This is a genomic window from Hydrogenophaga sp. Root209, from assembly GCF_001428625.1.
GTDB lineage: Bacteria > Pseudomonadota > Gammaproteobacteria > Burkholderiales > Burkholderiaceae_C > Hydrogenophaga.
Map to the genome: position 1 here is coordinate 1 of NZ_LMIE01000014.1, position 22,556 is coordinate 22,556.

The 22,556-nt window shown below is 59.4% G+C and carries 17 protein-coding genes; 3 read left to right on the forward strand and 14 right to left on the reverse strand.

Annotated elements, in window-relative coordinates; all coding sequences use genetic code 11:
* Window positions 1-358 precede the first annotated feature (358 nt).
* A complete protein-coding gene (locus ASE11_RS11145; RefSeq protein ID WP_156406312.1) occupies window positions 359-1,897 on the forward strand; it encodes a hypothetical protein in 1,539 nt (512 codons plus the stop codon).
* Window positions 1,898-2,145: 248 nt separating this feature from the next.
* Complete coding sequence (locus tag ASE11_RS11150; RefSeq protein ID WP_156406313.1) at window positions 2,146-2,973, forward strand: hypothetical protein; 828 nt, start codon at window positions 2,146-2,148, stop codon at window positions 2,971-2,973.
* 740 nt (window positions 2,974-3,713) lie between these two features.
* On the opposite strand, the gene ASE11_RS11155 is transcribed toward ASE11_RS11150, so the two are convergent.
* From ASE11_RS11155 to ASE11_RS11175, 5 genes are all read right to left on the reverse strand, one after another.
* Entirely contained in the window at window positions 3,714-4,250 is a 537-nt protein-coding gene (locus tag ASE11_RS11155) for a hypothetical protein (protein ID WP_056270813.1), read from the reverse strand.
* A gap of 646 nt (window positions 4,251-4,896) precedes the next feature.
* Complete coding sequence (locus tag ASE11_RS11160; protein ID WP_056270816.1) at window positions 4,897-5,337, reverse strand: hypothetical protein; 441 nt, start codon at window positions 5,335-5,337, stop codon at window positions 4,897-4,899.
* 367 nt (window positions 5,338-5,704) lie between these two features.
* Complete coding sequence (locus tag ASE11_RS11165; RefSeq protein WP_056270819.1) at window positions 5,705-7,429, reverse strand: hypothetical protein; 1,725 nt, start codon at window positions 7,427-7,429, stop codon at window positions 5,705-5,707.
* A 19-nt stretch (window positions 7,430-7,448) separates the two neighbouring features.
* Window positions 7,449-8,477, reverse strand: coding sequence for a hypothetical protein (locus ASE11_RS11170; RefSeq protein WP_235501257.1), 1,029 nt, complete (start codon window positions 8,475-8,477; stop codon window positions 7,449-7,451).
* Between the two features lie 158 nt (window positions 8,478-8,635).
* The gene (locus ASE11_RS11175; RefSeq protein WP_056270825.1) at window positions 8,636-12,325 is read right to left on the reverse strand and encodes a hypothetical protein; all 3,690 of its coding nucleotides are present in this window, start codon (window positions 12,323-12,325) and stop codon (window positions 8,636-8,638) included.
* A gap of 763 nt (window positions 12,326-13,088) precedes the next feature.
* Between ASE11_RS11175 and ASE11_RS11180 the strand changes: the two genes are divergently transcribed.
* On the forward strand, window positions 13,089-14,525 hold the full coding sequence (locus ASE11_RS11180) for an IS1182 family transposase (RefSeq protein WP_056270828.1): 1,437 nt from the start codon (window positions 13,089-13,091) through the stop codon (window positions 14,523-14,525).
* Window positions 14,526-14,694: 169 nt separating this feature from the next.
* On the opposite strand, the gene ASE11_RS11185 is transcribed toward ASE11_RS11180, so the two are convergent.
* The 9 genes from ASE11_RS11185 to ASE11_RS11220 form a co-directional block, all read right to left on the reverse strand.
* Window positions 14,695-15,576 (reverse strand): plasmid partitioning protein RepB C-terminal domain-containing protein, encoded by an 882-nt coding sequence (locus tag ASE11_RS11185; protein ID WP_056270830.1) that lies wholly within the window; start codon window positions 15,574-15,576, stop codon window positions 14,695-14,697.
* On the reverse strand, window positions 15,573-16,475 hold the full coding sequence (locus ASE11_RS11190; RefSeq protein WP_056270833.1) for a ParB/RepB/Spo0J family partition protein: 903 nt from the start codon (window positions 16,473-16,475) through the stop codon (window positions 15,573-15,575). Before ASE11_RS11190 ends, ASE11_RS11185 begins: the two co-directional genes overlap by 4 nt.
* Window positions 16,472-18,025 (reverse strand): recombinase family protein, encoded by a 1,554-nt coding sequence (locus ASE11_RS11195; RefSeq protein WP_056270836.1) that lies wholly within the window; start codon window positions 18,023-18,025, stop codon window positions 16,472-16,474. Before ASE11_RS11195 ends, ASE11_RS11190 begins: the two co-directional genes overlap by 4 nt.
* Window positions 18,026-18,186: 161 nt before the next feature.
* Entirely contained in the window at window positions 18,187-18,606 is a 420-nt protein-coding gene (locus ASE11_RS25805; RefSeq protein ID WP_156406315.1) for a hypothetical protein, read from the reverse strand.
* 147 nt (window positions 18,607-18,753) lie between these two features.
* Window positions 18,754-19,050 carry a hypothetical protein gene (locus ASE11_RS11200; RefSeq protein WP_235501259.1) on the reverse strand — a complete coding sequence of 99 codons (297 nt, stop codon included), beginning with the start codon at window positions 19,048-19,050 and terminating at the stop codon, window positions 18,754-18,756.
* A gap of 23 nt (window positions 19,051-19,073) precedes the next feature.
* Window positions 19,074-19,889, reverse strand: a complete 816-nt coding sequence (locus tag ASE11_RS11205) for an NYN domain-containing protein (protein WP_056270841.1) — start codon at window positions 19,887-19,889, stop codon at window positions 19,074-19,076.
* Between the two features lie 187 nt (window positions 19,890-20,076).
* Window positions 20,077-21,240 (reverse strand): hypothetical protein, encoded by a 1,164-nt coding sequence (locus tag ASE11_RS11210; RefSeq protein WP_056270844.1) that lies wholly within the window; start codon window positions 21,238-21,240, stop codon window positions 20,077-20,079.
* Window positions 21,241-21,402: 162 nt separating this feature from the next.
* Complete coding sequence (locus ASE11_RS11215; protein WP_056270846.1) at window positions 21,403-21,810, reverse strand: antitoxin Xre/MbcA/ParS toxin-binding domain-containing protein; 408 nt, start codon at window positions 21,808-21,810, stop codon at window positions 21,403-21,405.
* Between the two features lie 67 nt (window positions 21,811-21,877).
* Window positions 21,878-22,147, reverse strand: a complete 270-nt coding sequence (locus ASE11_RS11220; RefSeq protein ID WP_156406316.1) for a hypothetical protein — start codon at window positions 22,145-22,147, stop codon at window positions 21,878-21,880.
* Window positions 22,148-22,556 lie beyond the last annotated feature (409 nt).

Here is a 22,556-nt window from a genome sequence, read left to right on the forward strand (position 1 = left end):
TGAAGCTGAGGCAAACTATTACCGGCATCTCGCCAATCAGGTGGCAACCGCTGCCTGACTTAAACCAACAAGCCTCCACGAAACGCGGGGCGGTTCAAACTGCCTCTACCTTAGACGTTAGACCCAATGCATTTTTGCCGCAGCTATGGTCGCCGGTTGACGGCAATTCGCCTTCGCGGATCGCCGGGAACTTGACGGCATCTAACTTGACCACGCTCTCCTCGGCGATGAGTCAGCCTGGCCCCGATTGGGCACTTGCTGTACCTTGCAGGAAGCTCTTAATACTCCTATGCTCACCTGACTTCAACCGTGTTCTCCGAGCAATGCGTTCGGCTTGCAAGTCCAGGAGGCTAGGGACGTGGGACAAATCATCGTGGAGGAGTCGACAGGCGCAGTTGCCAATCGCGGGGCGAACAAGCGATTCGTCAAGGTCTGGGCTACAGCCTTAGCCTTAAGCCTCGTGGTCCTTTACTTTGAGCTGGATACGCTAGTAAAGAGCCTGCACGACTTCGGCTGGTCGACGCTGAAGTCCGACACGATGGTCATGTGGTTGTTTGGTCAACCCGATAGCGCTGCCGCTGCTGCCAAGCACGTCGGCGAGCCTCACGGCTCCCCGCACATAGTAGCTGCAGCTGTCCAGATCGCTGCAGCCGCCGCGATCTCCTGGATGTGGTTCGGGGCGTTCCGCATTCTGGGTCGGGCGCAATCCCAGGAACGGCCGTCAGGCGCGAAACCGGGCTGGCTGGTCCCTCTCCACTATCCTCGGTTGAGCCGCCTCGTCGAACGGATCTGCTGCGGGTGGTGGGCAGTCGGCATGGCGTCCTTCGTAGTCGTGCTGTTTGCCTTCACTATGCATCAGGCTTACCAGCCGGCGGTGCTCGTCATGGCCCTGATTGCGATAGTCGTAGCGGCCGAGCACTACAGCGGCCTGAAAGAAGCTGTCGACGACCTCCGCAAGGTCGAGGGGTTCACGAGTCGCCTCGCCGAGGACGCCGGGCTCAGCCATTTCGAGCACGACGTCTATGAACGGTACGCTTCTGCCAAAAAGATTCATGCGGTCGTGCGCATGCACGACATTGATCCGGTGTGGTGGTCGATTGCGAGGGGTGCAAATGATCCCTGGGAGGAGTACGTAAAGGACGCGAAGCGAAACTCAGAGCCGAAGGATGCGACTGCAGAAAGGCGCAATCTCGCGCGGGCACTGCGCCGGGATAGCGGCGAGTTGAAAGCTTGCTTCGTCACGGACCTGCCGATGCCGGGTTCTGAGGAATGGAATCGGCGGCTGAGACCGGACGATGGGGAACCGCTGTTCGGCGACTTCCTAGGCTTCGCGTGGCAGTGGATCGTGCTGCAAGAGGTGCAAAAGACCTGGAAGCGCGTCGATTGCCGCGCCTGGGTCTCCCGTCCGCTGTGCTGGATACACGCGACCGACCGTGTCGTCTTCCAGGTGTTGCGGCGCGAACCGCGCAGCCGCTCGGCAGTGCTCGTCATTGCGGACCGGGACGGCTTGTCGTTGAGCGCAGGGGCCGAGGAGACCTACCGCGGCATGGTCCAGTGGGCAAACGAGGAGGTGCGGCGATACGCCGATCGCGGCTGCACGGCCGAGGACTATCTGCTCGCCGTGTTGCGGTACGCCGCGGCGCTGGCGTCCAAACAGGGGGACGCCGGGTTGGTGGCGAGCGGCGACGCGACCGCTGACCTCCGCTATCTGCTTGAACTACTTGGCGCCCCGGCCTGGATCGCCAGCACGGCCCGGAAGTCCACTCCCACGTTGGGGGTGCTCGACGACGAATTGGTCTTCCAAGCGTCCGCCAAGGTGTTTGTCAAGGCCCTGGTCGCAATGTTCCCCGGCCAGAGCCGAATTTCGGTTCGGGACCTATGGGGCCGACTGGCATGAGCACTACAGAGCGAGCGCTTGTCGTAGCGCTGCGTGCGGTTCTCTTGGCTGTCGTTCCCCTTCTGAAGGAACTCCCCAACCGTTGTGACGATTCACATTGCTTCGATCTGGAGGACCTCCCTGATCGGCTCGTAGCCGGGATGCGAAGTGGGGCGCCAAAGCACCTGCAGAGCGTGCTGTTGCGGTGTGCACGACGTCTCATTGAAAAGGAATTGTCCGATGAGCCAATCCCGGACCGGCGACCATTGATGCGCGATCTGACCGGCACCTGGCTCGGCCTCTACTTTCTCGGCACGCCGTTCCCGCACCCGTGGGAGCCGGTGGCGCGGCACGCCGAGCGAAACGGCTACGACCGTGACGGAGGTATCTTCAAGGCCGCAGGTGACGTCTATCGGTCGGCGCGACGAGCATTGCCATCGCGTGCCAACCGGGGCGATACGATGCCGCTCACACTCTTGGATCTTGGGCCGCTCGCTTACCGGCAATTCGTCAAGCCGGCCGAAGGTCGTGGCGACGACTTGTCGGCGATGGATTTGTCCGCCACAGTCCGCGCCCTCGGCGCGTGCTACGAGATGCTGCAACTACGTCTCTACATCCGAGCGGGAGGTCCGATCGAGCATGTCATTCTGGAGGACACGCTTCGCGCCCTCGTCCATAAGGACGCCAACAACGTACTGGAATTGGTCGACCTCGCGCGCCACGCCTATGGCTCGCTTCCCGCTAAGTCATCCTGTCAGACGATCACTATCGCTCTGCGGAGTCAGGTTGCGTACGGCCAGCTGAAGCAGATGCCTGGCTGCGTTTTGGCACCTCACGAAGGCGTGTACCGCTCCCGAGTGAAAGCCAACGGTGGCCCGAACGGCAATCGCCTGCCAGAAGATCAACGAAACCTGTATCGAGACGCCCTGCTCGAGGCGGCCGCTCCAACGACAGGTGGACACAAGTTCGGCAACGAGGTCGAACTCAGGGAGTATCTGGTCCAACTTCATAACGCCCCTGGCATTGATACGGGGGCCAATACGAACGGCGAAAACGCGGGTCGCGGCCCCGCCGCCTCTGATTCGGGCGCGATTTGACCGGTTGGTCGATTTGGTGGCTTTGCAACTCGATAGGAGTTGGGGCCGAGGTGAGTTGGAAGTTCCTGTTGACCTCGCACTAGAACGGCTTTTCGTAGGGAAGTGGCCACGCCACTTCGAGTACCCGGTCTCGGAAGCTCAGCTGCCCTTCGACGTGCGTGCCGTCGAAACCTCGGTGATGAACGCCGCAGTCCTTCGGAACGTCCGCCTCGAGGGACCCGGTGCAGTGTTGAGCAGACTTCAAGCGGGGTGATTCTGCCGTGCAGCGGTTGCTGCCGTTGCCACCTACAAAGCGAGCGAGTGGGCTTGGGCTAGTTTGCGGTCGAGGTCTCTGTAGCTTGCATGGCTCGAACGACCGTACTGGAGTGCCCTGAGGTCAGCAGCCAGTCTTGAACTGCTCGCAGTTGGCGGAATGCTGACTGCGACCAGACGGACGTTAAGTCCCGTCGCAGCGCTTAGCTCTCAGTTGCCAGGTGCCGTGGGGGAAGACGATCCGGCAGCGGAGCACCCCTCAAGGACTCAGGACCCGCTTAGCAGCGACAGCCGCCGGTCGCGCCTGGGGACTGCTTGCACGGTGCCTGACACAAAGCCGCCATCGGATCACCCGGCAGCGCGGCGGCATCAATTACCGGTATCAAGGGGGCTGCAGTCATCCAGCGTGCCAGGTCAACGGTTGCTCCGCCAGACCGTGATCGAATGCCGGTGCAGAAAGGGTCGAACTCAGGATCTTGACCGAAAGGTTAGGCATCGCCTTGCACGAGCAAGTAGGCCTCACTGTTTTCGGGTGGAATGGCGAGTGTTGTCTTGGCAAGCTGCTGGGCCGCCTGCAGGTACAAGATGAATATGCTTGGTGCAATCGTGAATGGGGTTGATCCCGTGCTGCTCGTTGCCGCAGTCGCTTGACGCCAGTTCTCGACCTTCTTGGCGACTATGAACATTGCTCGGATGTCTTCCGCGACATCATCGATAGTGAGATCAAATGTCTCGTTGTATCCCTCGTGCGCCATCTTGTTTCGGCGCCGGCGAATCGCGACAAGCGAACTCATGTCTGTTGAGTCGACCACGCCTTCGGCAACGAGTCGTGGCTCACAGAATTTGAGTGTGCTGTTCGAGGTGCCAAGTGACCCGTAAAACTTCTTGAGTGCTGCGGGATCGTGCTTTTGCAGATGCCCCTGCATCTGAGCCTTGATTGTGAGCACGAGAGACTCGAAGGCAACGGTGTAAAGACCGATCGCCATCAAACTCTGTCCGACGGTGTTTAGAAGCTTCGGCTGCATGAGCAGGGGTGGTGTGAGGCCTAGCGTAACGTATCCCGCATACCCTGCGGGATAAGCTGGACAGCGCGGGATATTCTGGCCATCTCAATCTCCAGAAACTTCTATTAAATCAACGAGTTGTACTCCAAGGCCTAAGTTTTATACAGGTATGAGCAAACCATGAAACCCGGCATTTGCTGCCACCCAGTGACGGGGCCTTGTACGACCGCAACGGGTCGAGAGCACCAGTCCATTCGCGACTTGAGCGGCCACTCTCGGGATTTGCCCAAGCATCCCTACCGTAAGCCAGTTCAGATAGTTGACCGGTCACGTGAAGTCCGATCAGGTGAACTGCCGGTTTTGGTGCCTTGAAAGAACCCAGTCGCAGAAGTCGAGCGACAGCAACCAGCCTGATGCTGAAGTCCTCCGGACTTCTGCTCCGCAACAGTTACGGTTATTGATACAGCCAAGTCCACCGACCAATTCATGACACCACTTGGCCGCTCGCGCGATAAGCGCGATCTCGGCGCCTTCGACGTGCCGAGGCTTGGCGCTCCAGCGCGAGAAGGTCATGTATTGCTCGAGAAAGGGCTTGAAACTTGAGCCCTGACTCTGAGCCTCGCGTGACCCAATGCCTGCGAACCTGATCTCTGCGGGGTTCGGCCGTTCATACCTTGGCGAGGAAGGCCGCTGCATCACCCGCTTCACACTTCCAGTCCGCGAAGACCCCGACTAGATTGCATTCCACGCAGCGGCAAGCGATGTAATACCAACGCACGTCATGTGTGCCCTCGGAAACGGAGACGCCGGACATCAGCTCAAACACCTCGTTTTCACACACGCACTCGTGCGCCTCGGGCACGGCTTCTTCAACGTATTCCGCACTGTCGCCCATCAGGTGTTCCTGCCCGCAGTCGGTGCAGGTTCGGATTGCCACGCCGACTTCTTCATCAGTCTGCAGCGCGAAGCTCCGGCACCCGCAGTCGCATTTGGACGCGGCAAACCGGACGGCCTCATGGCGATTCGCAACGCTGTAACTGCGCAGCTCGGCTTGGGTGTCGCCCGACGTCGTCCCGTACCAGAACTCGCCCTTCTTCGTCAGTGCCATTGATGCTGCTCCATTCTTCAAGGTGGGATTCCCGGCAGGCCCGACGCCAAGCTCGCCCCGATCATCTGGATTTTGCCTGGAGGCCCGGCGAATCCTCGTCAAGGACCCTGGTCGGGGTGGTCGCCTGAAGCCGAGACGCATTGGCGACCGGCAGATGTGCAGCGTTTGCTGTCAGCCAAGTCCACAGCTTGAACTCACACTGTCGACCGCCTTGCAGTCGTTCAGACTCTCCGCGCAACGGCTGCTCGACGTCCGGTGATGGATGAGCTGCTGACATCAGCTGCGGCGGCGACTACGGACCCGTGTCGGCCAGTCGGATGTCCGCTGCTCTTGCCGACGACTTCAGGCATCCGACCCGATGGAGAAATCACTCATCAGTATCCTTGTCCTCAACGACAGGGAGCAGGACCAATCGCCAGGAAAACTCCATTTCTGGCTTGACGCCTCGCTGAAATTCTCTCAAAGACGCAAACTCGGGAAAGTTTTCGCACGCCATTGCCAAGTAGGTCAACGCCTTTGTCCAATCGTCAGCCCGACGATATCGTTCGGCCAGCTCCATTAGCATTGCGGCGTCAAGCCGCCGCGGAAGGCGCAATCCATTTTTCTTTGCTCGCCTTTGCAAGTGTTCCAGCAGCGTCTTCGTTTGCTGCTCGATGGTCCATGGAGGAACGATGCTGGAAAGGCAGCAAAGCACTAGCGCCTCGGGGAAAGGCGCTGCTGAATCCATTCGCCACTTCTTCAGAATCGAAGGAGGCTTAGTGGGCTTAAACTGCGCTGGCAAAAGGGAATGCACCGCGTTCAACAAAGCCACGTAGCCTCGTTTGCTCTCGGAGGGGACCTTTCCCCGTTGAGGAAGCTCGTCTAGCCTGTCCAAAGATTCTTGCAGTCCGATCATCGTTGGCTGCTTGGCTCCTAAGACGCCTCGGTCATACAGCTCCAGGAACCCTTCAAACCATTCGCGTCCGGCTTCCAGCTTGACTGCATGAGGCGCCATCCAAGCGCTTGGATCCAACTGCACTCGTTGAACGCTCCCGGTTTCGTAGAGGTATTCGTGTGGCTCCTTGTCAACTTTCGGTTGACGACGTACGAACTCGATGATTGCAGCTCGTGCCACTCGAAAGAGTCCTTGGAACGTGATCGCCGTCCTACGATCCAGCAGCAGTATCTGTTCCGCAAAGCCTCGCGGACCAGTCAGCTCCTGTGGGAGTCGCTCAAGCGCGTGAACATATCTGGAGCGGATTTCGTAAGCGACGTCAAGTGCATCACCAAGGTCAAGACGGCCCGGTGGAGCTACCGATGTGTCTGCATCTCCGCCAAAGAACGAGTCGGGTACAACAGCCAAGACGAACGCCTTGAACCTCCGGCGCAGCAGAACATGCTCATGCTTGGTGATTGCGTTACGCACTGCCGACGCGAGCTCAGCGTCGGCAGTTGACAGAGCAGTGTCAACCTCCAAGCGCTTGCGCTCCTCCACGTCTTCCCAGCTCGTCTCGTGGCCATCGAACTTCATCGCCATCGCTTCCAGCGCGGCAACCATCAGCGTATAGGCAACTTCCAGGTCGTCAACCGTGCGATGCAGGCCAGTCACCAAGGTGCGGATTGCCTGCATCACAACAAGGTATGTCGCGCGGTCGAGACCGAGTAGCTCGTCGATCCACCGCGCGAACGCTTCCCACTCATCTGCCTTGAGAGCGACCCGAGGTTCAAAGACTCGCCTGATTAGATGCTTCGGCGGCACTCCGGTCGCCAGTCCCGCCGTGCCGCTAGTCAGCCTAGACACCAACGAATAATCAGGGCTGCATGTCACCTGTAGGAAAAACGAAACTACCGCGGAGAAGTCCTGCTGATATCTGTCAACTCCATATCCAGCAATCATTCCGGGAGCAAGCTTGTCTCCCTCAATCATCTCGTCAATTTCGTAGATGAAGCTTGAAGATCGCAGCTGCAGAGCATCCACTGATCCAAGCTTGCCAGCCGACGTTCGGATCCCGTCTTTCGGTAGCCTGTCCAGGTTGCTGAACAGCACGCCCCGTAGGTGATTCGTCATGAGCGTGGGACCGCGAAAGAGCTTTCCCGCAGCAATCTGGAGCATGTGGAATCTTCGTTGGTTGCTATCGAAGCAGATCCGGTAGCTCGTAGAGCAGTTTCAGAGCTTCAGCCCAGCCACCTTCTGAAAACAAGCGGAGGGTTTCCACGAGTTGAGCGCGTCGGCCTTCGTCTTCAAAGATATTCCGGTGATCGGCGATATAGCGTTGAACGATGCGCACCACTGCCGTATTGCCGAGTGATTCAAAGTGATAGCCTTCTTCGCGGCCGCGGCCCAGCAGTATCTGGCAGACCGATTCAAAGACGGTAGCCGGGTTGCCCGGAATCAGATACTCATAGAGTTCGATCAGGTGATGCAGCGTGCCGGGTTCTTGCGAGCTTGCCAGCATGGCTAGCGTGTCGGCGTAGTCGTCGAGGAACTGCGCCTTGGCCGTGACGTCGAGCAGGCCCGGCGGGTCTTCGTCCTGACTGTTTTGCTGTGACTGCTGGGCCGCGTATGCACCCGAGCCGAAATAGAGCTGATTGACCACACCTTCGACCAGCATGCCGGCAGCACGGTAGCGCTTGATCTCCGCGTCACGGGTGACTTCGTCCGGACCCGACACGAGCACCGACCGCGCCTCAGCGGCGGTCTGCGACATTTGCGTCAAGACGATACGCAGACCCTCCTGTGACCGGTCGCAGATGCCTCGGGATTTTTCCGTCGCATTGGATCGATACCGGTCGAACAGGTGGCCTCGCAACATGCCGACAAACCTCTGAAGTGCCCCTGAATATCGGACATGATCGGCAGCGAATTCATCCAGCCAAGCCCTGGCCATCTGTCGTTCATGTCCGACGAAGAGGATTGCCATCCATTGCCCCAAGGCCTCCGGGACCTGATTGCGATCTCCGTCTACCGGTAACTGCCCCGTCGAGAGCCTGTTCTTGACGGTGGTGAGCAGTGCCTCGCATCGCATCGGATCCGTCTGACCGAACCTGATCAATGAGCGACACAGCAGCGCGGCCACAAGGTCCGGGTGGCTCTCCGTTGCTGCAACACGTTCGGCCAGTTGCCACATGCGTTCCGGGTCAGCGGCGCTGATCACCTGCATGTTCTGAATGAACTGGAGACGGACGGCAGGAGCGGGGTCGTCGAGTGACGACGCCAGACTGTCCAGGATCACTGGATGCTCACCGGCAAATCTCGGCGCGAGCGAGACCCACGACTCGGCGGCGTATACGCGCACAGCCCAATTCCCCCATCCCAGGCTCACAGGTCTTCCTCCTTCGGTTTCGGATAAGGACTGGCCGACAGGCGCTGGAGCAGCGAGAACAGAACTGGCAGCGAAGGCAATCCATCAACATCCGGCAAATAGTTTGGGCAGGACGCAATGCGTTCGACGACGTTGGAGACATGTCCCCAGGCGGGCATATCGACCTTCTCGTGGAGTTTGTTTGCCGCATCCAGCAAGGCCACCAGCGCGAGCGCCTCCGACCACAAAGCAGCGAGATAGGGGCGAGGATGGTCACCCGGTGTTTGGCCAAGGCGTTCATAAAGGGCGTCCGACGCCTCGCGCACCGTCCGTTGGGGTTCGGCGAGGGGATCAATGCCCTCGCGACGCAGGCTTTCGAGCTTCCACTCGTAGTGGTCCTCCGCCGCGCCAGTGGCAATGTGGCTGGCCGTCTGGGCTGAGAATGCACAGGCTTCAGCGAGCGCGCGCCGAAGTTCGCGGCTTGGCTCGTGCACAAGGGCGTCTTCTTCGACTCTCTCGAAGAACCCCTTAAGCGTGCTTTGCCAGCGATGTTGATCTGCGGGGTCTTCGAAAGCCGCGCGCCCAATTAGCAGGCTTTCGAACTGGGCCTTCTGTTGATTTGTGCGGCTTAGCCAGGCCAGTGCTGCAAAGGTGGCAGCGGCGCGTGCCGTTCCCCGTGCATTCAGAAAGTCGATCCGCTCGAACAACGGCCACAGCTGATCCGCCAGTTCGGCGATACGCTCGCCGCCGACGCGGAAGATCCGGTTCCATACGGCCGCTGTCGCGTGGCCGACAGAGGCCGCCGCCACGCTCGCTTGGAAGGCGTCGACAGAGCAGGATCGAAGAAAGAGGAAATAGTTTCGGAGGAGGTCGTCGTCGCGATTGAAGCGCGTGGCGTCATCGTCGTCCCAGGCTCGGTACTCGAATTCGTGACCGCGCATTTCAACGATTTCAGAGCCGATGGTGACCCGTTCCGGCTCCCGCTGTCGGGCGTAGCTGTCCCTGCTGTCCTTTCCGACCGAAGCCTCAATCAAGGCCCTCGTGCCGGAGGCCGGATCGATGGCGAGAAACTCGGGCAGGCTCGTTCCGAGCCGCCACAGTGCATGGTCATAGTCCTGCCGACGATTTGACGTGAGCGGCAGGATGCGGCTTCCGACGCCACCGAGCATGGTGCTCGTGTTGTCGGAAATGGTCTGGCTGTACAGGCAGCGATAGATCTCCACGGCGAATTCTGGATCGGCACGCACGATGGGCAGAATCTGTTCGCCGAGCCAGCCTGCCTCCTGGTCGGCGTGTTGGGAGAAGCGCGGCTCGCGAAGGATGCGATCGAGCAGCAGGCGGGAGGCCCGCGCGTCGGACGCGAAGCTCTTGCCCACGAAGCGTATCGCCTGGGCGCCAAGCAGGGTCAGCTCTGGATTGGCGAACCAAGCTGCCTCCAGCAGTGCCCTGGACGCCCGGCCGTAGCTGAGGAATGCGCCAGGAGTGGCCAGGCTCGGCTTGTCGAACAACATGAGCAACAAGACCCGGGCAGGCTCGAGCAGGGCGCGCTCACGCGTCGCCAGCAGCGCCTCGGACAAGCGGGCCCAGACCGCATCGCGCGATGCGACGGCCGGCCGCGCGCCGCTATCCATGGCAACGAACCTGGACAGGAGGTTCAGCAGGCCGGACATGCCGGGGCCGGCGGGCGACGCGGCGACGAGGGACAGCAGGTCGCCGATGTCGGGTTCGCTCTCGACGCTTTCGCTGGCGACGCGCAGCGCTACATGACCCAAAACGGGGTCGACTTGATCGGTGGCGAAGATGTCTGCCAGAAGTCGCCACGTGTGTGGCCGTCCAGCATCGTCGTTTCGCCATAGCCGCTCGATCGCGAAGCGCAACGCGGGCGCCAGCAACAGGGCTGAGGCGGTCTCCCCACTCAATTGCAGCAACAACTGCCCGGGGTCGTCCCAGTCCAAGAAGAAGCGACCCGTGACATGGTCGAAGAGGACGTGATGGGCAAATCGTACGAGATCGTCGTTGGCGACCAGGACGCCGGTCTGGATGGCCGCGTCAATACTGTCGTGCTCGATCAAGACCTTGCGTACGGCCAGGCGACGACGTCCCAGCATGACGGCGCAAGCCGCCCTTGCGGCTTGCTGCATGGCAGTGCTGGTGAGGCGAGTGTCTTCGTAGACATCGATCAGTCCGGATTGCGTCGAAATGGCGCTGAAGGCGGAGGCGCCGACGCCGTCCGACAGAAGCTGTGCGGCCAGTGACAGATTGAAGATGCTCGTGAGCAGGGCACGAAGTTGCCCTGGCGCCGCGTTAAGCAGCGTCGCCATTTGCGGCGCGAGGCTGCCGACTTCCGTCAGGTCTTGTTCCGAAAGGCGCGGTACGACGAAGTGCATGACCGCGCTGAGGGCCGGGTCGGCATAGTCTGGATCGACAGGTGTCCCGTGAAAGGCCTCTCGATACCTGCGACCGTTCCGAAGATCGAAGGTACGAATGGATGCAACGACCGTCCACTCGTCAAGATCGGCCCGTGCACGTTCGATGAGCGCCGCGAACACTGCTTCGGCGGGCCCACCGCGCGCGGCATCCAAGGCATCAACAATGAGCAATTTCGGCCCGAGCCCAGGGAAGGCGGCGAGAACATCCAACAATGGACGCTGCAGTCCCAACTCTGATGCGAGATCCGCTGCGATTGCGACCCCAGGAAAACGATCCACCGACAGGAAGATCGCAGTACCGCCGCGGCTCAGGATGGTTGTGGCGGCGGACACGAGGGCACCCGTCTTGCCGGCACCTGGCTCGCCGACGACTAGGGTGGAACCCGCCGAAATCGCCTCGGCCAGTGGCGCATCACACTGTCGCTCAACGCGCAGGGGCGGCACGAGGGGCAGATGACTATGACGTTCCAACCGAAGCAATTCCTGGTGCGTTACTGCGCGGAGTTTGGTGACGTCGGCCTCGTAGTCGGCCGCGGTGACGTCGCGGTGACCGCGACGTCGAAGCTCTCGCAGGAGACCTCTTCTGTCGGCTGGCGCTCCACTGCGGATCAGGTCGCGCATCAGCCCTCGAAGGTCACGCATTGCCGCCTCGCTGACTGCAGCATCGGCAAACACACGATGCGCGAGCAGTTGCGTAGCCTCCCGCCAGTCTCGATGCCCTTCGTCCATGTCGAAGCGGGCCACGTGGAAGTGGCGCGCGAGTTGAACGAGTTGGTCATCGTTCGGATGTGCCCCACTGCTGGACTGCCAAGCCGGCTTCGCCAGCGACTCGAAGAGAGCGAGAGCTTCTTTCTCAGCCTTGTTGCGATGCACCGGAGTGCTGGCCCAATTGCCGCCCATGTCGAAGGCCCTGCAGCTGGCCTCGAGGATGTCCAATGTTTGCGGCGCACCGGAGCCCACAGCCAGTAGTCCGGCGGTTTTGGTGGGGTCGGGCGTGCCGCCTGCCGTCACCGTGCGCTCCAGCCAAACAGCGTGCTGGGTGATCGTCTTGCCGAGAGGGCTGGCCTCGCGATCGCTAAGGTTGGCGGTCGTCTTGCACTGAATGTGGATGCTGCCGCCGTCGGACAGCTTGACCTCGATGTCGTCGAGTCCGTCTCCAGTCTCGAGTTGTATGGAGATCGGGATCGCAGCGTTGTTCAGGCCAAACCTGCCGCCGACAGGCGTTCGAGCCAGCAGGTGGGATGCAAACCATAATGCGACTGCGGCCTGAAAGGCCATACCGGCCTCGGTGGCTCTTCCGCCCGCACGCATTGGAGCTGTTACAGAAGGCGCCGCTACCGAAGACGCGACGCTGCCACTCGCGGGCATAGAAGTTGTTGTTGCCATAGCGTTGTTCTAGATTCCTCGAAGCCAATTCAACTTTCGATCGCCTGTACTTCGTTGCGCAATGCCCCGCTGCTTGTCTTGACGTCACAGAGCCATTTCCGTGGATTCTCGATCAATCTACACCGGCGTCCGGTATGAGCCGCTGTACATTGGAGGCGAGAGCCCACCACGTTCCAATTCTGGTGCTGCCGCCAGGAGATCAAACCGCAGGGTAATTCACCCAAGCGGCGAGCACCCCACTTAGTGACGACGCAGTGCCTAGCGGACGCTTTGCAATGAGCGATTGATCTGGGCGGTCTTGGTCAATCTTGGGCAGACCATCGCGATTTGGCGGGCTAGCTCACAATGAATCCGCCCGACGGCCCCAGGGCGACGAGATCAGGACTGCCAATTTCTCTTCACCTGCGTCAGCGCCAGTTCTCGAGAGGCAGGACCGTTATGCAGGTCGGTTCGGCAGCAGTTGGCCCGTTGAGTACCCGGTTTCGAGTGCGCTGCGGTCATAGCTACCGCTGCCCATCGAATGTCAGGTCAATAACGCACCGGTCATTTGGAACGCCAGCCGCCAATGACTCTGACCAGTCGAGGCTGTGTGAAAACGCTTGAATTGACCGATGTGATCACTTAAGGTTCGACAACGCGACTTTAGGTGGGCCATATGAAGCGATTCATCGAGGGCGAGGAGCGCAGTCAGGTCACGCTGCTGCCGGAGTGCTTGGACGACTACATCGCAGACGACAACCCGGTGCGGGTCGTCGATGTCTTCGTCGATGAGCTGAAATTGCACCAGCTCGGCTTCGACGGCGTGAGCCCTGCAGCAACCGGCCGGCCGTCCTACCACCCCGCAGTGCTGCTGAAGATCTACATCTACGGCTACCTCAACCAGGTCCAATCGAGCCGGCGCCTGGAGCGTGAGGCTCAGCGCAACGTTGAACTGATGTGGTTGACCGGCCGCCTGACACCAGACTTCAAGACCATCGCTGACTTCCGCAAGGATCATGGAGACGCGATCCGCAAGGTTTGTCGCGAGTTCGTCCTGTTGTGCCGGCGGCTCAAGCTATTCGCCGACGGCATTGTTGCCATCGACGGGAGCAAGTTCAAAGCAGTCAACAACCGTGACAAGAACTTCACCAGCCACAAGATCCAGGTGCGGATGCAGCAGCTGGAGCACAGCATCAACCGTTACCTCACCGAGCTTGACCGCGCCGACCGTGATCCCGCGATCGTTCTTCCAGAGCGGGTGGCGCGTCTGAAGGAGAGGATCGCCAAGATCAAAGAGCAGATGCGCGGCCTTGGCAAAATTGAGGAGCAGTTGCAAACCTCGCAGGAGCGTCAAATCTCTCTCACCGATCCCGATGCTCGCTCCATGGCCACGAGTCGCCTGGGTTCAGCAGTGGTGGGGTACAACGTGCAGACCGCAGTCGATGCCAAGCACCATCTGATCGTTGCGCACGAGGTGACCAATGCCGTCACGGACCGCGGCCAATTGGCCGCAATGGCAAAAGCTGCCCAGGAGGCAGCAGCGCATCCGAGTCTGATTGTCTTGGCGGACCGTGGCTACTTCGAGGGGTACCAGATTCTTGAATGTGAACAGGCGGGCATCGCGGCGATGGTGCCCAAGCCGTTGACCTCGGGTGGTAAGTTTGAAGGTCGCTTTGACAAGCGCGACTTCATGTACAACAGTGAGCGCGACGAGTATCAGTGCCCAGCCGTCCAGACAGCCATTCGCCGCTTCACCACTGTCGAGGACGGCAAGACGCTGCACAAGTACTGGTCCTCTGCATGCCGTGGTTGTGACATCAAGAGCCAATGCACCCCAGCTCCCCAACGACGCATCAGCCGTTGGGAGCATGAAGACGTTCTGGAGATCGTCCAGGCCCGCCTTGACGGGGCGCCCAAAGCCTCTCGACTGCGACAGAGCACGGTGGAGCACGTGTTCGGTACGCTGAAGGCGTGGATGGGATCCACGCACTTCCTGACCAGAACACTACCCCGCGTGCGAACCGAGATGAGCCTGCAGGTGTTGGCGTACAACCTGCGACGAGTGATCAAGATCCTTGGTACTGAGGCACTGATCGCGCAGATGAGAACTTAGGGCGAAACGGCCATCGTGCCGCCGCGCTTGCGAAAGCAACTTCGCCGCCGCAAAGCCGCTGCGATCGCCACGGTGTGTTCGGCCGAGCGCCAAAGTTGTTTACACACAGCCTCAGTCTGAACCTGCCGTCGAGGAGCTAGGGTGACAGAGACACGCCGGATATCTCGCCTTATTGATCAAGGGCTACAGCGTTCCTCAAGCTGCTGAACTCCTGCAGAAACTCTGGGTACTTTTTCTGCAGGAATCCAACGACCGCCTCGTTCTCAAGCAACTTTTTCGTGTATCCCCTGACGAGGGACAGGCTCAGCACATCGTCCCCGTAGCTCTGCTCGACGATCCGGTAGCGCTCATGCAGATTCGCGGTCTCGCGCTCAAGCTTGGTGATCTGCTCTTGCGTCGCAGCCTGCGAGGCACTGGTGCCCTTAGGACTGACCAGCATCTCCTGTGAGGTGGCAGCGAACAGGGCTCTTGCGTACGTGATCGTCAAGTTGTTGGCCGAGATCATCAGCTCCGCGCATTCGATCTGCCGAGTTGGTTTCATCCGGCGCAGAATCTTGGAAATCCAAGCCGAAAACTCTCGATCCTTCAGCATTTCGATCACTTCAGGACAGACCCCATCCAGCAGATTCATCTTGTCCTTGACCAGCTGGAGATTAAGGGACAGCGCCTTGGCGAGGCGTTCGGGCGACAGTCCACGTTCAATAGCCCGGCGAATCATCAGGTGCTCTTGGACGGACGAGAGTCTGTTGACACGGTTGTTGTAGGTGTAGGTTTCGTCATCGTTGGCCACCAGACATAACGCCTGCGTTTCACCCAGCTCCTTCAACGCCGTCAAGCGAATATGGCCATCGAGCAAAAGATGCTGGCCCGTCTTTCGATCTACCGTGGAGATGGTCAATGGCTCGATCAGACCGACCTCTTCAATGGAGGCCTTGACCTGTCGAAACTTGTAGGTGTCCTGGAGTGTGGGTGTCAGGGTTTTGCAGAGCAGCAGCTTGTCAAATTCCACCAGTACCGGCTTGAGAACAAAACTGAAAACAACCTTGCTCACTTTTTGCTCCCAGCACGGTAGATGCGCTCCGCCAGGTAAGCGGGCATGGTGTCCAGCCCTTCCGCACGCAGCAGGGTGACGAAGTGATCGTCGGAGACGAGTTGGCGCATGGCACTGACGATCAGCACCAGCCTTTGCTGGGTCAATGAGCCTTTTCGAACAACCATACGCTGGCGCTCTACCTCCTTTTGATACGCCCTCACCAGCGTGGTCGTGGTCACGCCGCTACGTTTTCTGGGGCTCTTGCGCGCCAATGATTTGCCCAGGGTTTGACGAAGCTGAAGCAGTCTTCGGACTTCAAGGAGGGGTCGCCCGCGCAACTGCCCAGACTCATACGCATCTTGGAGAACTCCCTGCAAGGCCTTGTCGTCATTGCCCGCGCTGACGATGTCGCGCGCAGCAGTGATCGGAATGCTTCCTTTCTGAATGGCTGCCAATAGCCTGTCCTCTCCGAGGATGATGAGCATGAGCAGCGTGTTGACGTACTCCGGCGACAAACCTGTCTTCTGGCAAATGGCCGGGGCCTCGCACCCCTTTTCATGGAGCAGCTTGATACCATGCAGCAGTTCCAGCGGCATGTACTTTCTTCGAGCGATGTTCTCCGCCAGGCTCATGATGTGAGCATCTTCTTCTTCGACATCGACAACGAGCGCCGGGATACGTGTCTCGCCCAGTTTGAAGAACGCCTTGAGTCGGCCTTCACCACAGATCAACACGTAACGTTCTGCACCATCATCTCCTTTGCGTGGGGTCACGGTAATCGGCTTCTTCAGGCCAATCAACTTGATGTTTTCGACGATCTCGTCGAACGCTGCTTGGTTGCGCTCACGCGTGTTGAGCACTTCAATCCGCTCAATAGGTATGAGCCGGATGTCGCCCGACTGAGCCACCTTGCTCATGCCACGCGACGCAACTTCGTCTGAGCGCCCATACCGTAGAAGTAGTCCAACGTGTCAAACCGATAGCTCTCCAGCTCCATCGCGTTCTGTTCGGCCAGCCGGATCCCACTGGTGCCAAAGTCCAGCCTTGGCAGCAAGTAGTAATCAAGGGCCTCCTCATTCCTCGGGCTCAGGCGAACGACGACACTGATGTCGGGGTTGAGGCTGGTGTCCAGGCGGACCTTCCAGAACCGCCGGCCGCTCTCCAGCTGCTGGCAGCGCGCCAGGACGATGGAGGCGGTGAACTCGTTGTTCACATGCAGCAAGTCAGTCCTCTCATCCCACTTGACCCGTCCGTTCATAGCCTCGATGTTCCCCTTGGTGGCTTGCAGAACATCGGGGTGCAGTTTCCTCAGAAATCGGTTGATCTCAAGGTACTTGTAATCCCTTTCCGGCTGAAAACCGATCAACTGGTAGGCACGTATGAGGCTGCCGAAGCGGTGGGCATAGACCGACGACGAGGGCATGCCGTCGGTCTCGTTGATGACGAGCCCAGACAGCAGGCCACGCTGTTGATACAGGTTCTTCAGCCGCTCCAGGAGTTCGTCGTCCGTGAAACGCCTGAAGCGCGCGCGGATGATGCCCTGCGCCGTGTAGAAGATCGCGCGGTCGACTACGGCCTCAAACGCCCCCTCCTTGCGGATCCACATGTCCGGCGTGTTCACGACGAACTGCTTTTTGAGCTTGAACGAGGTGCGATTGAAGACGTTGTCTCCAACGTACTTCTCGTTGGTCAGCACCTCGTGGACGGTTCCACGGGTCCAAGGACGATCAAGATCGGTGAGGATTCCTTCCCGGTTCAAGCGAGCGGCGATGGTGCTTTCCTGCAAACCGTCATCGATAAACCAACGGTAGATTCGGTCGACCACCTCCACCTCTTCTGGGGGCCCCGGACGCAGGATCACCCGATCGGTCTGCAGGCTTTTGTGTTGCCCGCGCGTGAGTGTCCCTTTGGAAACACCGGACTGGTCGATCAGCACCCGGCGCAGACCAAATCCGGCTGGGCCGCCCTGGCGGTAGCCCATCTCGATCAGGCGGCACTGACCGGCAAAGACCTTGGAGGAAAGCTCCCGGCTGTATTCACCCGCCATTGCGCGCTTGACACCCTTGACGATGGTCGACACCGGGGAGCCATCGTTCTCGAACTGCTCCGCGCAATAGGTCACTTGGATACCGGCTCGGCGGCAGATGTACTCGTAGTACGCGCTCTCGTCGGCGTCCTGGAAGCGGCCCCAGCGACTGACGTCGTACACGAGGATGACGTTGAAGTTCGCTTTGCCGGTCTCGACATCGCTGATCAGCCGCTGGAGAGCAGCACGCCCGTCAATGCGCAGGCCACTTTTCCCCTCATCCGCGTAGATCTGGACAATGTCGATGCTGCGGCTGCGCGCGTATGCCTCGATCTTGTCTTGCTGGTTATGGGTTGAGTACTGCTGGTGCTCGGTCGACATGCGGACATAGACCGCCGCCCGAAACGTGCCATCTTCAATCTCTGTTTCTTTCTTGACCATTGCTCAGCCCCCAATGCTCAGTTCTGGTGTTCACATGAGATCGTGTGGTGGGTGAGACCAGCAGTTCGCCGCATGACACGATCCGGAAGCATGCGCCGTCGTACAAGGTATCAGTGCTCGTGGCAATAAGCGATCAAGTCCTCTCTTTGCAATCAGCAGATTCATGGATCGGCCTTGCCCAGAATGGTCAGGCGGACCAAGACCACCTTGTCCGAATTCGCGTCCGCCCCTATGAGCTGAAGCCGGTAGATCCCGTCTTGAAGTGCGATCGCACCCGCTGACGCGTCACTCTTTGCAATACGTCGAGCAGCGTTGCGAACCTGCTGGTTTGAACGGTTTCCCTGCGTGTAGCCAGGGTTCGCAGCTCGGTAGGAGCGCCAATAGTCAGGGTGTTTTCTTGCCCAGTCGGCTTGCGCCTCGGACTGATTTGCAGAGTAGTCGGGATCGCTTCTGCGCTTGGCCTGTTGCCAAACCTGCTTACGCGCCTGCTGACATTCAGCGAGAGGACAGTAGGTCTGCTTTGGAGATTGGGCGCGGGGTGTGAATTTGCACCCGCAGGCATTGCACCAACGATCTTCCATGGTCGCCTCCGCTCAAGCGAGACGACCCAGGTTGCGCAGCTTTCATGACAAACGTGAGCGCCGTCCCTGCACCCATCTGTCACCTCATCGCATGGCCTACTCCGTACAACGGCAGACTACAAGAGCAGATTTTCGGGTGCAAAACGATCATTGACCCAAGATCTCAGGGTCTGGAGGCTCGTGCTTTTGTTCGCGGATGATTTGCAGGGCTATCTCAGTCGAAATGGTCTCGGCGGCTTTTTGCCACGACCATGTTGAAGGCATGGAGCCCACATCAACCTCAGTCAACGCCAGAACCACCCGTTCCTCGAGGATTTCACGAACAGCCGTCAAGCGCTCCTGATCCAGTTTCAGTCCCTTGGCAATCCGGTGAGCCGTCACCAGGTCAAGCGCGAACCTCATCGATTTTCGCAACGCTACAGGGTCAATTTCACCAATCTTCATGAAGTGCAGGCCGGTAGTTGCGCTCAGACCTTGCCAGAGGGTTTGACGTACCGGACCTTGTTGGGCTGCTTTTTTGGGGTCAGTTCGAAGTGGTCCGGATGCCTGTTGAACAGCCTGGTGGTTGACGCGTTTTTGCCCAGCAGCTTACTGTCGTGCAGCGCCTTGGCGGCATCACTCAAGTGCAACCACTCGCCAGCTTTCAGGTTGGGTACCGCAGCCAGTATGGCCGACAGGCTCGTTTTGTCGGCCGTCGTTGCAGGCGGCTTCGTGGCCACTTTCTTTGTCGCAGTCTTTTTGGTCGGCGCCTTTTTCGTCGTTGCCTTCTTGACCGGGGTGGTTTTTGCGGTTGTGGTGTCCGCCGCGGTGGTACGGACCGGCACTGAAGCCCCTGCATCGTCCATCGTGGAGTCCGTGGGACCTGCCTTTTGATTGCCCACAAACAGCACCTTGTCGTAGGCATAGACAGCTTCACTGGCCATCTTGCTTCGCTCCGATACGCAAACCACCTTGATACCCCGTTCTCGCACCCGCACGACAAGAGGCACGAAGTCTGCATCGCCTGACCCAATGACGATCATGGAAGGCGCAGGCGTTTGACAGGCAAATTGCATGGCGTCGGATGCCAAGGCGATGTCCGTGGTGTTTTTCGTCAGCGACAGATTGACGAAGGGCCGGATGGCCCAGGTTCTCAGCGTTTCAGCCAAGCCTTTGAGATTCTCTGCGCTGCCATACGCGCGCCTGACTGCAACAGCGCCCTCGCTGGCCTCAAGAATTTCTAGCGCCTCATTCACCCAGTGAGGTGAAGAAAGGTTGTCCGCGTCGACGAGAAAAACAATCATTCTGGTACTCCCCCGTGACCAATACTCTACACAGCGTTGGCCAAGGATCATGGAAAGAGCTTTCCCATTGGGTCATGCGGTTGCCCTGTCCGACAGGCCGCGTTCTCACCTGAACGCGTAGCGTTGCCGCATTCGGATACTGCGATCCTGTAGGCAAGAGCTTCCGAAATGAAGGGTGCAGAAGAGCTTACGGGTTCTTAGAAATGCGATTGCGCGCCGCATCCAGTTTGCGCTGCAGCTGGTCGAGAACAACATCAGCATCAACATATTCTCCACTGCCATTGAGGATGATCTTCTTCAATTCGGCAGCCAGCTCCTGGCTGCGGCCTCCGGCGCGCGCGAGGTCAAGGTACTGAATCACTGAGCTCGCAAACCACCCGGGCCGACCCTTGAGGTGGGTGAGATGCTGAAAAGCAAACTCCTCGCACTCGTGGAGGGTGACGTTGAAGCCGCGGTCGGCAGGCTTGAGCTCAAGGTGATGAGCAATATCTTCGGAAGCGCCAGCCGGCACGATGAGGTCATAGCCGTCAACGGCTGTCAAATGGGGTGAGAGGCTGTTCGCAGCATATTGGCCAGTGAATGCCCACATGTACCGTTGCTTTTCGTCCATGCGTTTGGCCAGGAATGCAGGAAGGGACGCCGGATTCTGGGCGTATGAAAACCACCGAGTCTTTCTGCGGTTGCTGGCAGTGCCATATTGCGCCCACGCATCCAAAAGCTCCTCCGGCGCCAGCAACTGACGGCGCACAGCGCGCCCCACTCCTTCACTCTTCACCATCCCGCGCTTTTCCAGTTCGCGCATAAGCACGGATACGGTATTCGGGCTTGCCCCGCACGCCACAACAAGGTCCACACCCGAGCGCCACGATCGCCATTCCAACAAAAGGGCATGCAACACCTTGGCCCGCTCTGGGGTAAAGAGTGTGCCCACGTCGCGCCATTGCGGCTTGAGGGGTGGGCGATCGATGAGGATCTGCCGTGGACCAATCGTAAGGGAGAGACTGCCGCTTCCGTCAAAGTACCCAATCCCCATGGACTGCAACGCCCTGCGCGCGCCTTCGCTCAACGAGTCCGCCCAGACCATCAACTTTTCAGGCGAACCGTCCTTCCTGGACAGCGCCTCGAGTTGGCGCCGTGCCACGTCAATATCCCTTGGAAAGGCGTGCCGCTTCACCTCAACGAGGACTCGGAAATGCACGCCCTCAACCGGAATAATGAGCGCGAGGTGGGAGAGCCCCGCTCGGTTCGTTGGGTCGATTTCCACTTCGACATGCTCGAAGTGCAGCCGCTCCAGCAACAGAGACTTGAACTGAGTCAGCAGTTTGTTGACTGTGTGTTTTTCGTGGGGCATGCCGAGCCTTGCGAATATCCAGTGACCAACGGATAAGAAACCTTGAATTCTCGAAAAATGATACGCCATAGATCACCGATACGCTGTACAGCATACGGTCTACGTGGTTGTGATGATCCGAAAGAACCTGCCGCGCCTGCCCGAAGCCGACCTCCGCAGCACTCAGCTATAGACGCCATGATCCATGCGCACCAACTGGTCGCACACCATCCTGGCCCCTTGCCGCGTCGTCAGCATGTCGAGGGGACGTCGGCCCCGAAAGGCCACTGCGGGCTGCGCTAACCATCGCTCAGCCTCATCAACTGAACCTAGCACCGCGACCGCTGAATGCAGAACAATCCCCAGGTCAAGAGCGGCGGCGGATGGAGCCGAAGGCAACCTCGATGCCTTGCGCCGCTGCAACGTTCGTTCACGCAATCCCAAGACGACGAGAAGCTCACGCTTGGGAATGGATTTGAAGGAACGCAGGAACTCAGCCACCTCCGCCGCAGGCAACCCTTTGAGGACCACCTCATGAAGATCAAGCAAACTCATCGAGCCGTCGTCCAGGTAGCGGGCAAGAGACGCCATCACCGCAATTCCAGTTCAGTGTCTTGTCTCATGGCTGCCCCTAGATTCAACGCACCTGCAATACAAATCAGAACAAAGGCATCTGAGAAAGCTGACCATACGGCCCCGACCATTTCGTACGACCACCCTGCCTCAGAATGCAACTTAGGATCGAGAGCGCAATGGATTTGTCCTCTGGACATTTCGCCTTGCTCATGGCCTCGAAGAGCAGCGCCAACGTTACAGAGCGCTGGCCCACTTTCAGTTCGATCTGGTCCCCGTCGGCGATCCGCTGCACGAGGTGATTCGCTGCCTGGAGCACCTGCCTGCCATGAGGAATAGAGGTCTTCTTCCTCACACGTGGGCCGACTCCGCCCACCGGATACTGAGTCGCACTGGCCAGTGCGTAGGTGAGAGACAGCCCTGACCCAAGGGACAGCGGTTGCAGAAGTCTGAGCAGCCCGAACTGCTCTGCATCAGAGCCAGAAGAAGATGGCCGGCCCTCTGCGTCAGGTGCCAAGGACGCCGTCACCCATTGGGCGAACGCTAATTCAAGCGTTCGATGGTCAACGGAGTGCGTCGACCAACTTCGCATATCTGAGTAGCACTGACACGTCATCAAACTTGGCCTGTTCCAGTCGACTGCTCTGCTGCACACAGCGCACTTGTCTGAACCGCCCCGCGTTTCGTGGAGGCTTGTTGGTTTAAGTCAGGCAGCGGTTGCCACCTGATTGGCGAGATGCCGGTAATAGTTTGCCTCAGCTTCA

Coding starts and splice junctions, on each gene's coding strand:
- ASE11_RS11150 (WP_156406313.1), top strand. CDS start 2,146: ATGCGCGATCTGACCGGCACCTGGCTCGGCCTCTACTTTCTCGGCACG.
- ASE11_RS11155 (WP_056270813.1), bottom strand. CDS start 4,250: ATGCAGCCGAAGCTTCTAAACACCGTCGGACAGAGTTTGATGGCGATC.
- ASE11_RS11160 (WP_056270816.1), bottom strand. CDS start 5,337: ATGGCACTGACGAAGAAGGGCGAGTTCTGGTACGGGACGACGTCGGGC.
- ASE11_RS11165 (WP_056270819.1), bottom strand. CDS start 7,429: ATGCTCCAGATTGCTGCGGGAAAGCTCTTTCGCGGTCCCACGCTCATG.
- ASE11_RS11170 (WP_235501257.1), bottom strand. CDS start 8,477: ATGCAGGTGATCAGCGCCGCTGACCCGGAACGCATGTGGCAACTGGCC.
- ASE11_RS11175 (WP_056270825.1), bottom strand. CDS start 12,325: ATGGCCTTTCAGGCCGCAGTCGCATTATGGTTTGCATCCCACCTGCTG.
- ASE11_RS11180 (WP_056270828.1), top strand. CDS start 13,089: ATGAAGCGATTCATCGAGGGCGAGGAGCGCAGTCAGGTCACGCTGCTG.
- ASE11_RS11190 (WP_056270833.1), bottom strand. CDS start 16,475: ATGAGCAAGGTGGCTCAGTCGGGCGACATCCGGCTCATACCTATTGAG.
- ASE11_RS11195 (WP_056270836.1), bottom strand. CDS start 18,025: ATGGTCAAGAAAGAAACAGAGATTGAAGATGGCACGTTTCGGGCGGCG.
- ASE11_RS25805 (WP_156406315.1), bottom strand. CDS start 18,606: ATGGAAGATCGTTGGTGCAATGCCTGCGGGTGCAAATTCACACCCCGC.
- ASE11_RS11200 (WP_235501259.1), bottom strand. CDS start 19,050: ATGAAGATTGGTGAAATTGACCCTGTAGCGTTGCGAAAATCGATGAGG.
- ASE11_RS11205 (WP_056270841.1), bottom strand. CDS start 19,889: ATGATTGTTTTTCTCGTCGACGCGGACAACCTTTCTTCACCTCACTGG.
- ASE11_RS11210 (WP_056270844.1), bottom strand. CDS start 21,240: ATGCCCCACGAAAAACACACAGTCAACAAACTGCTGACTCAGTTCAAG.
- ASE11_RS11215 (WP_056270846.1), bottom strand. CDS start 21,810: ATGGCGTCTCTTGCCCGCTACCTGGACGACGGCTCGATGAGTTTGCTT.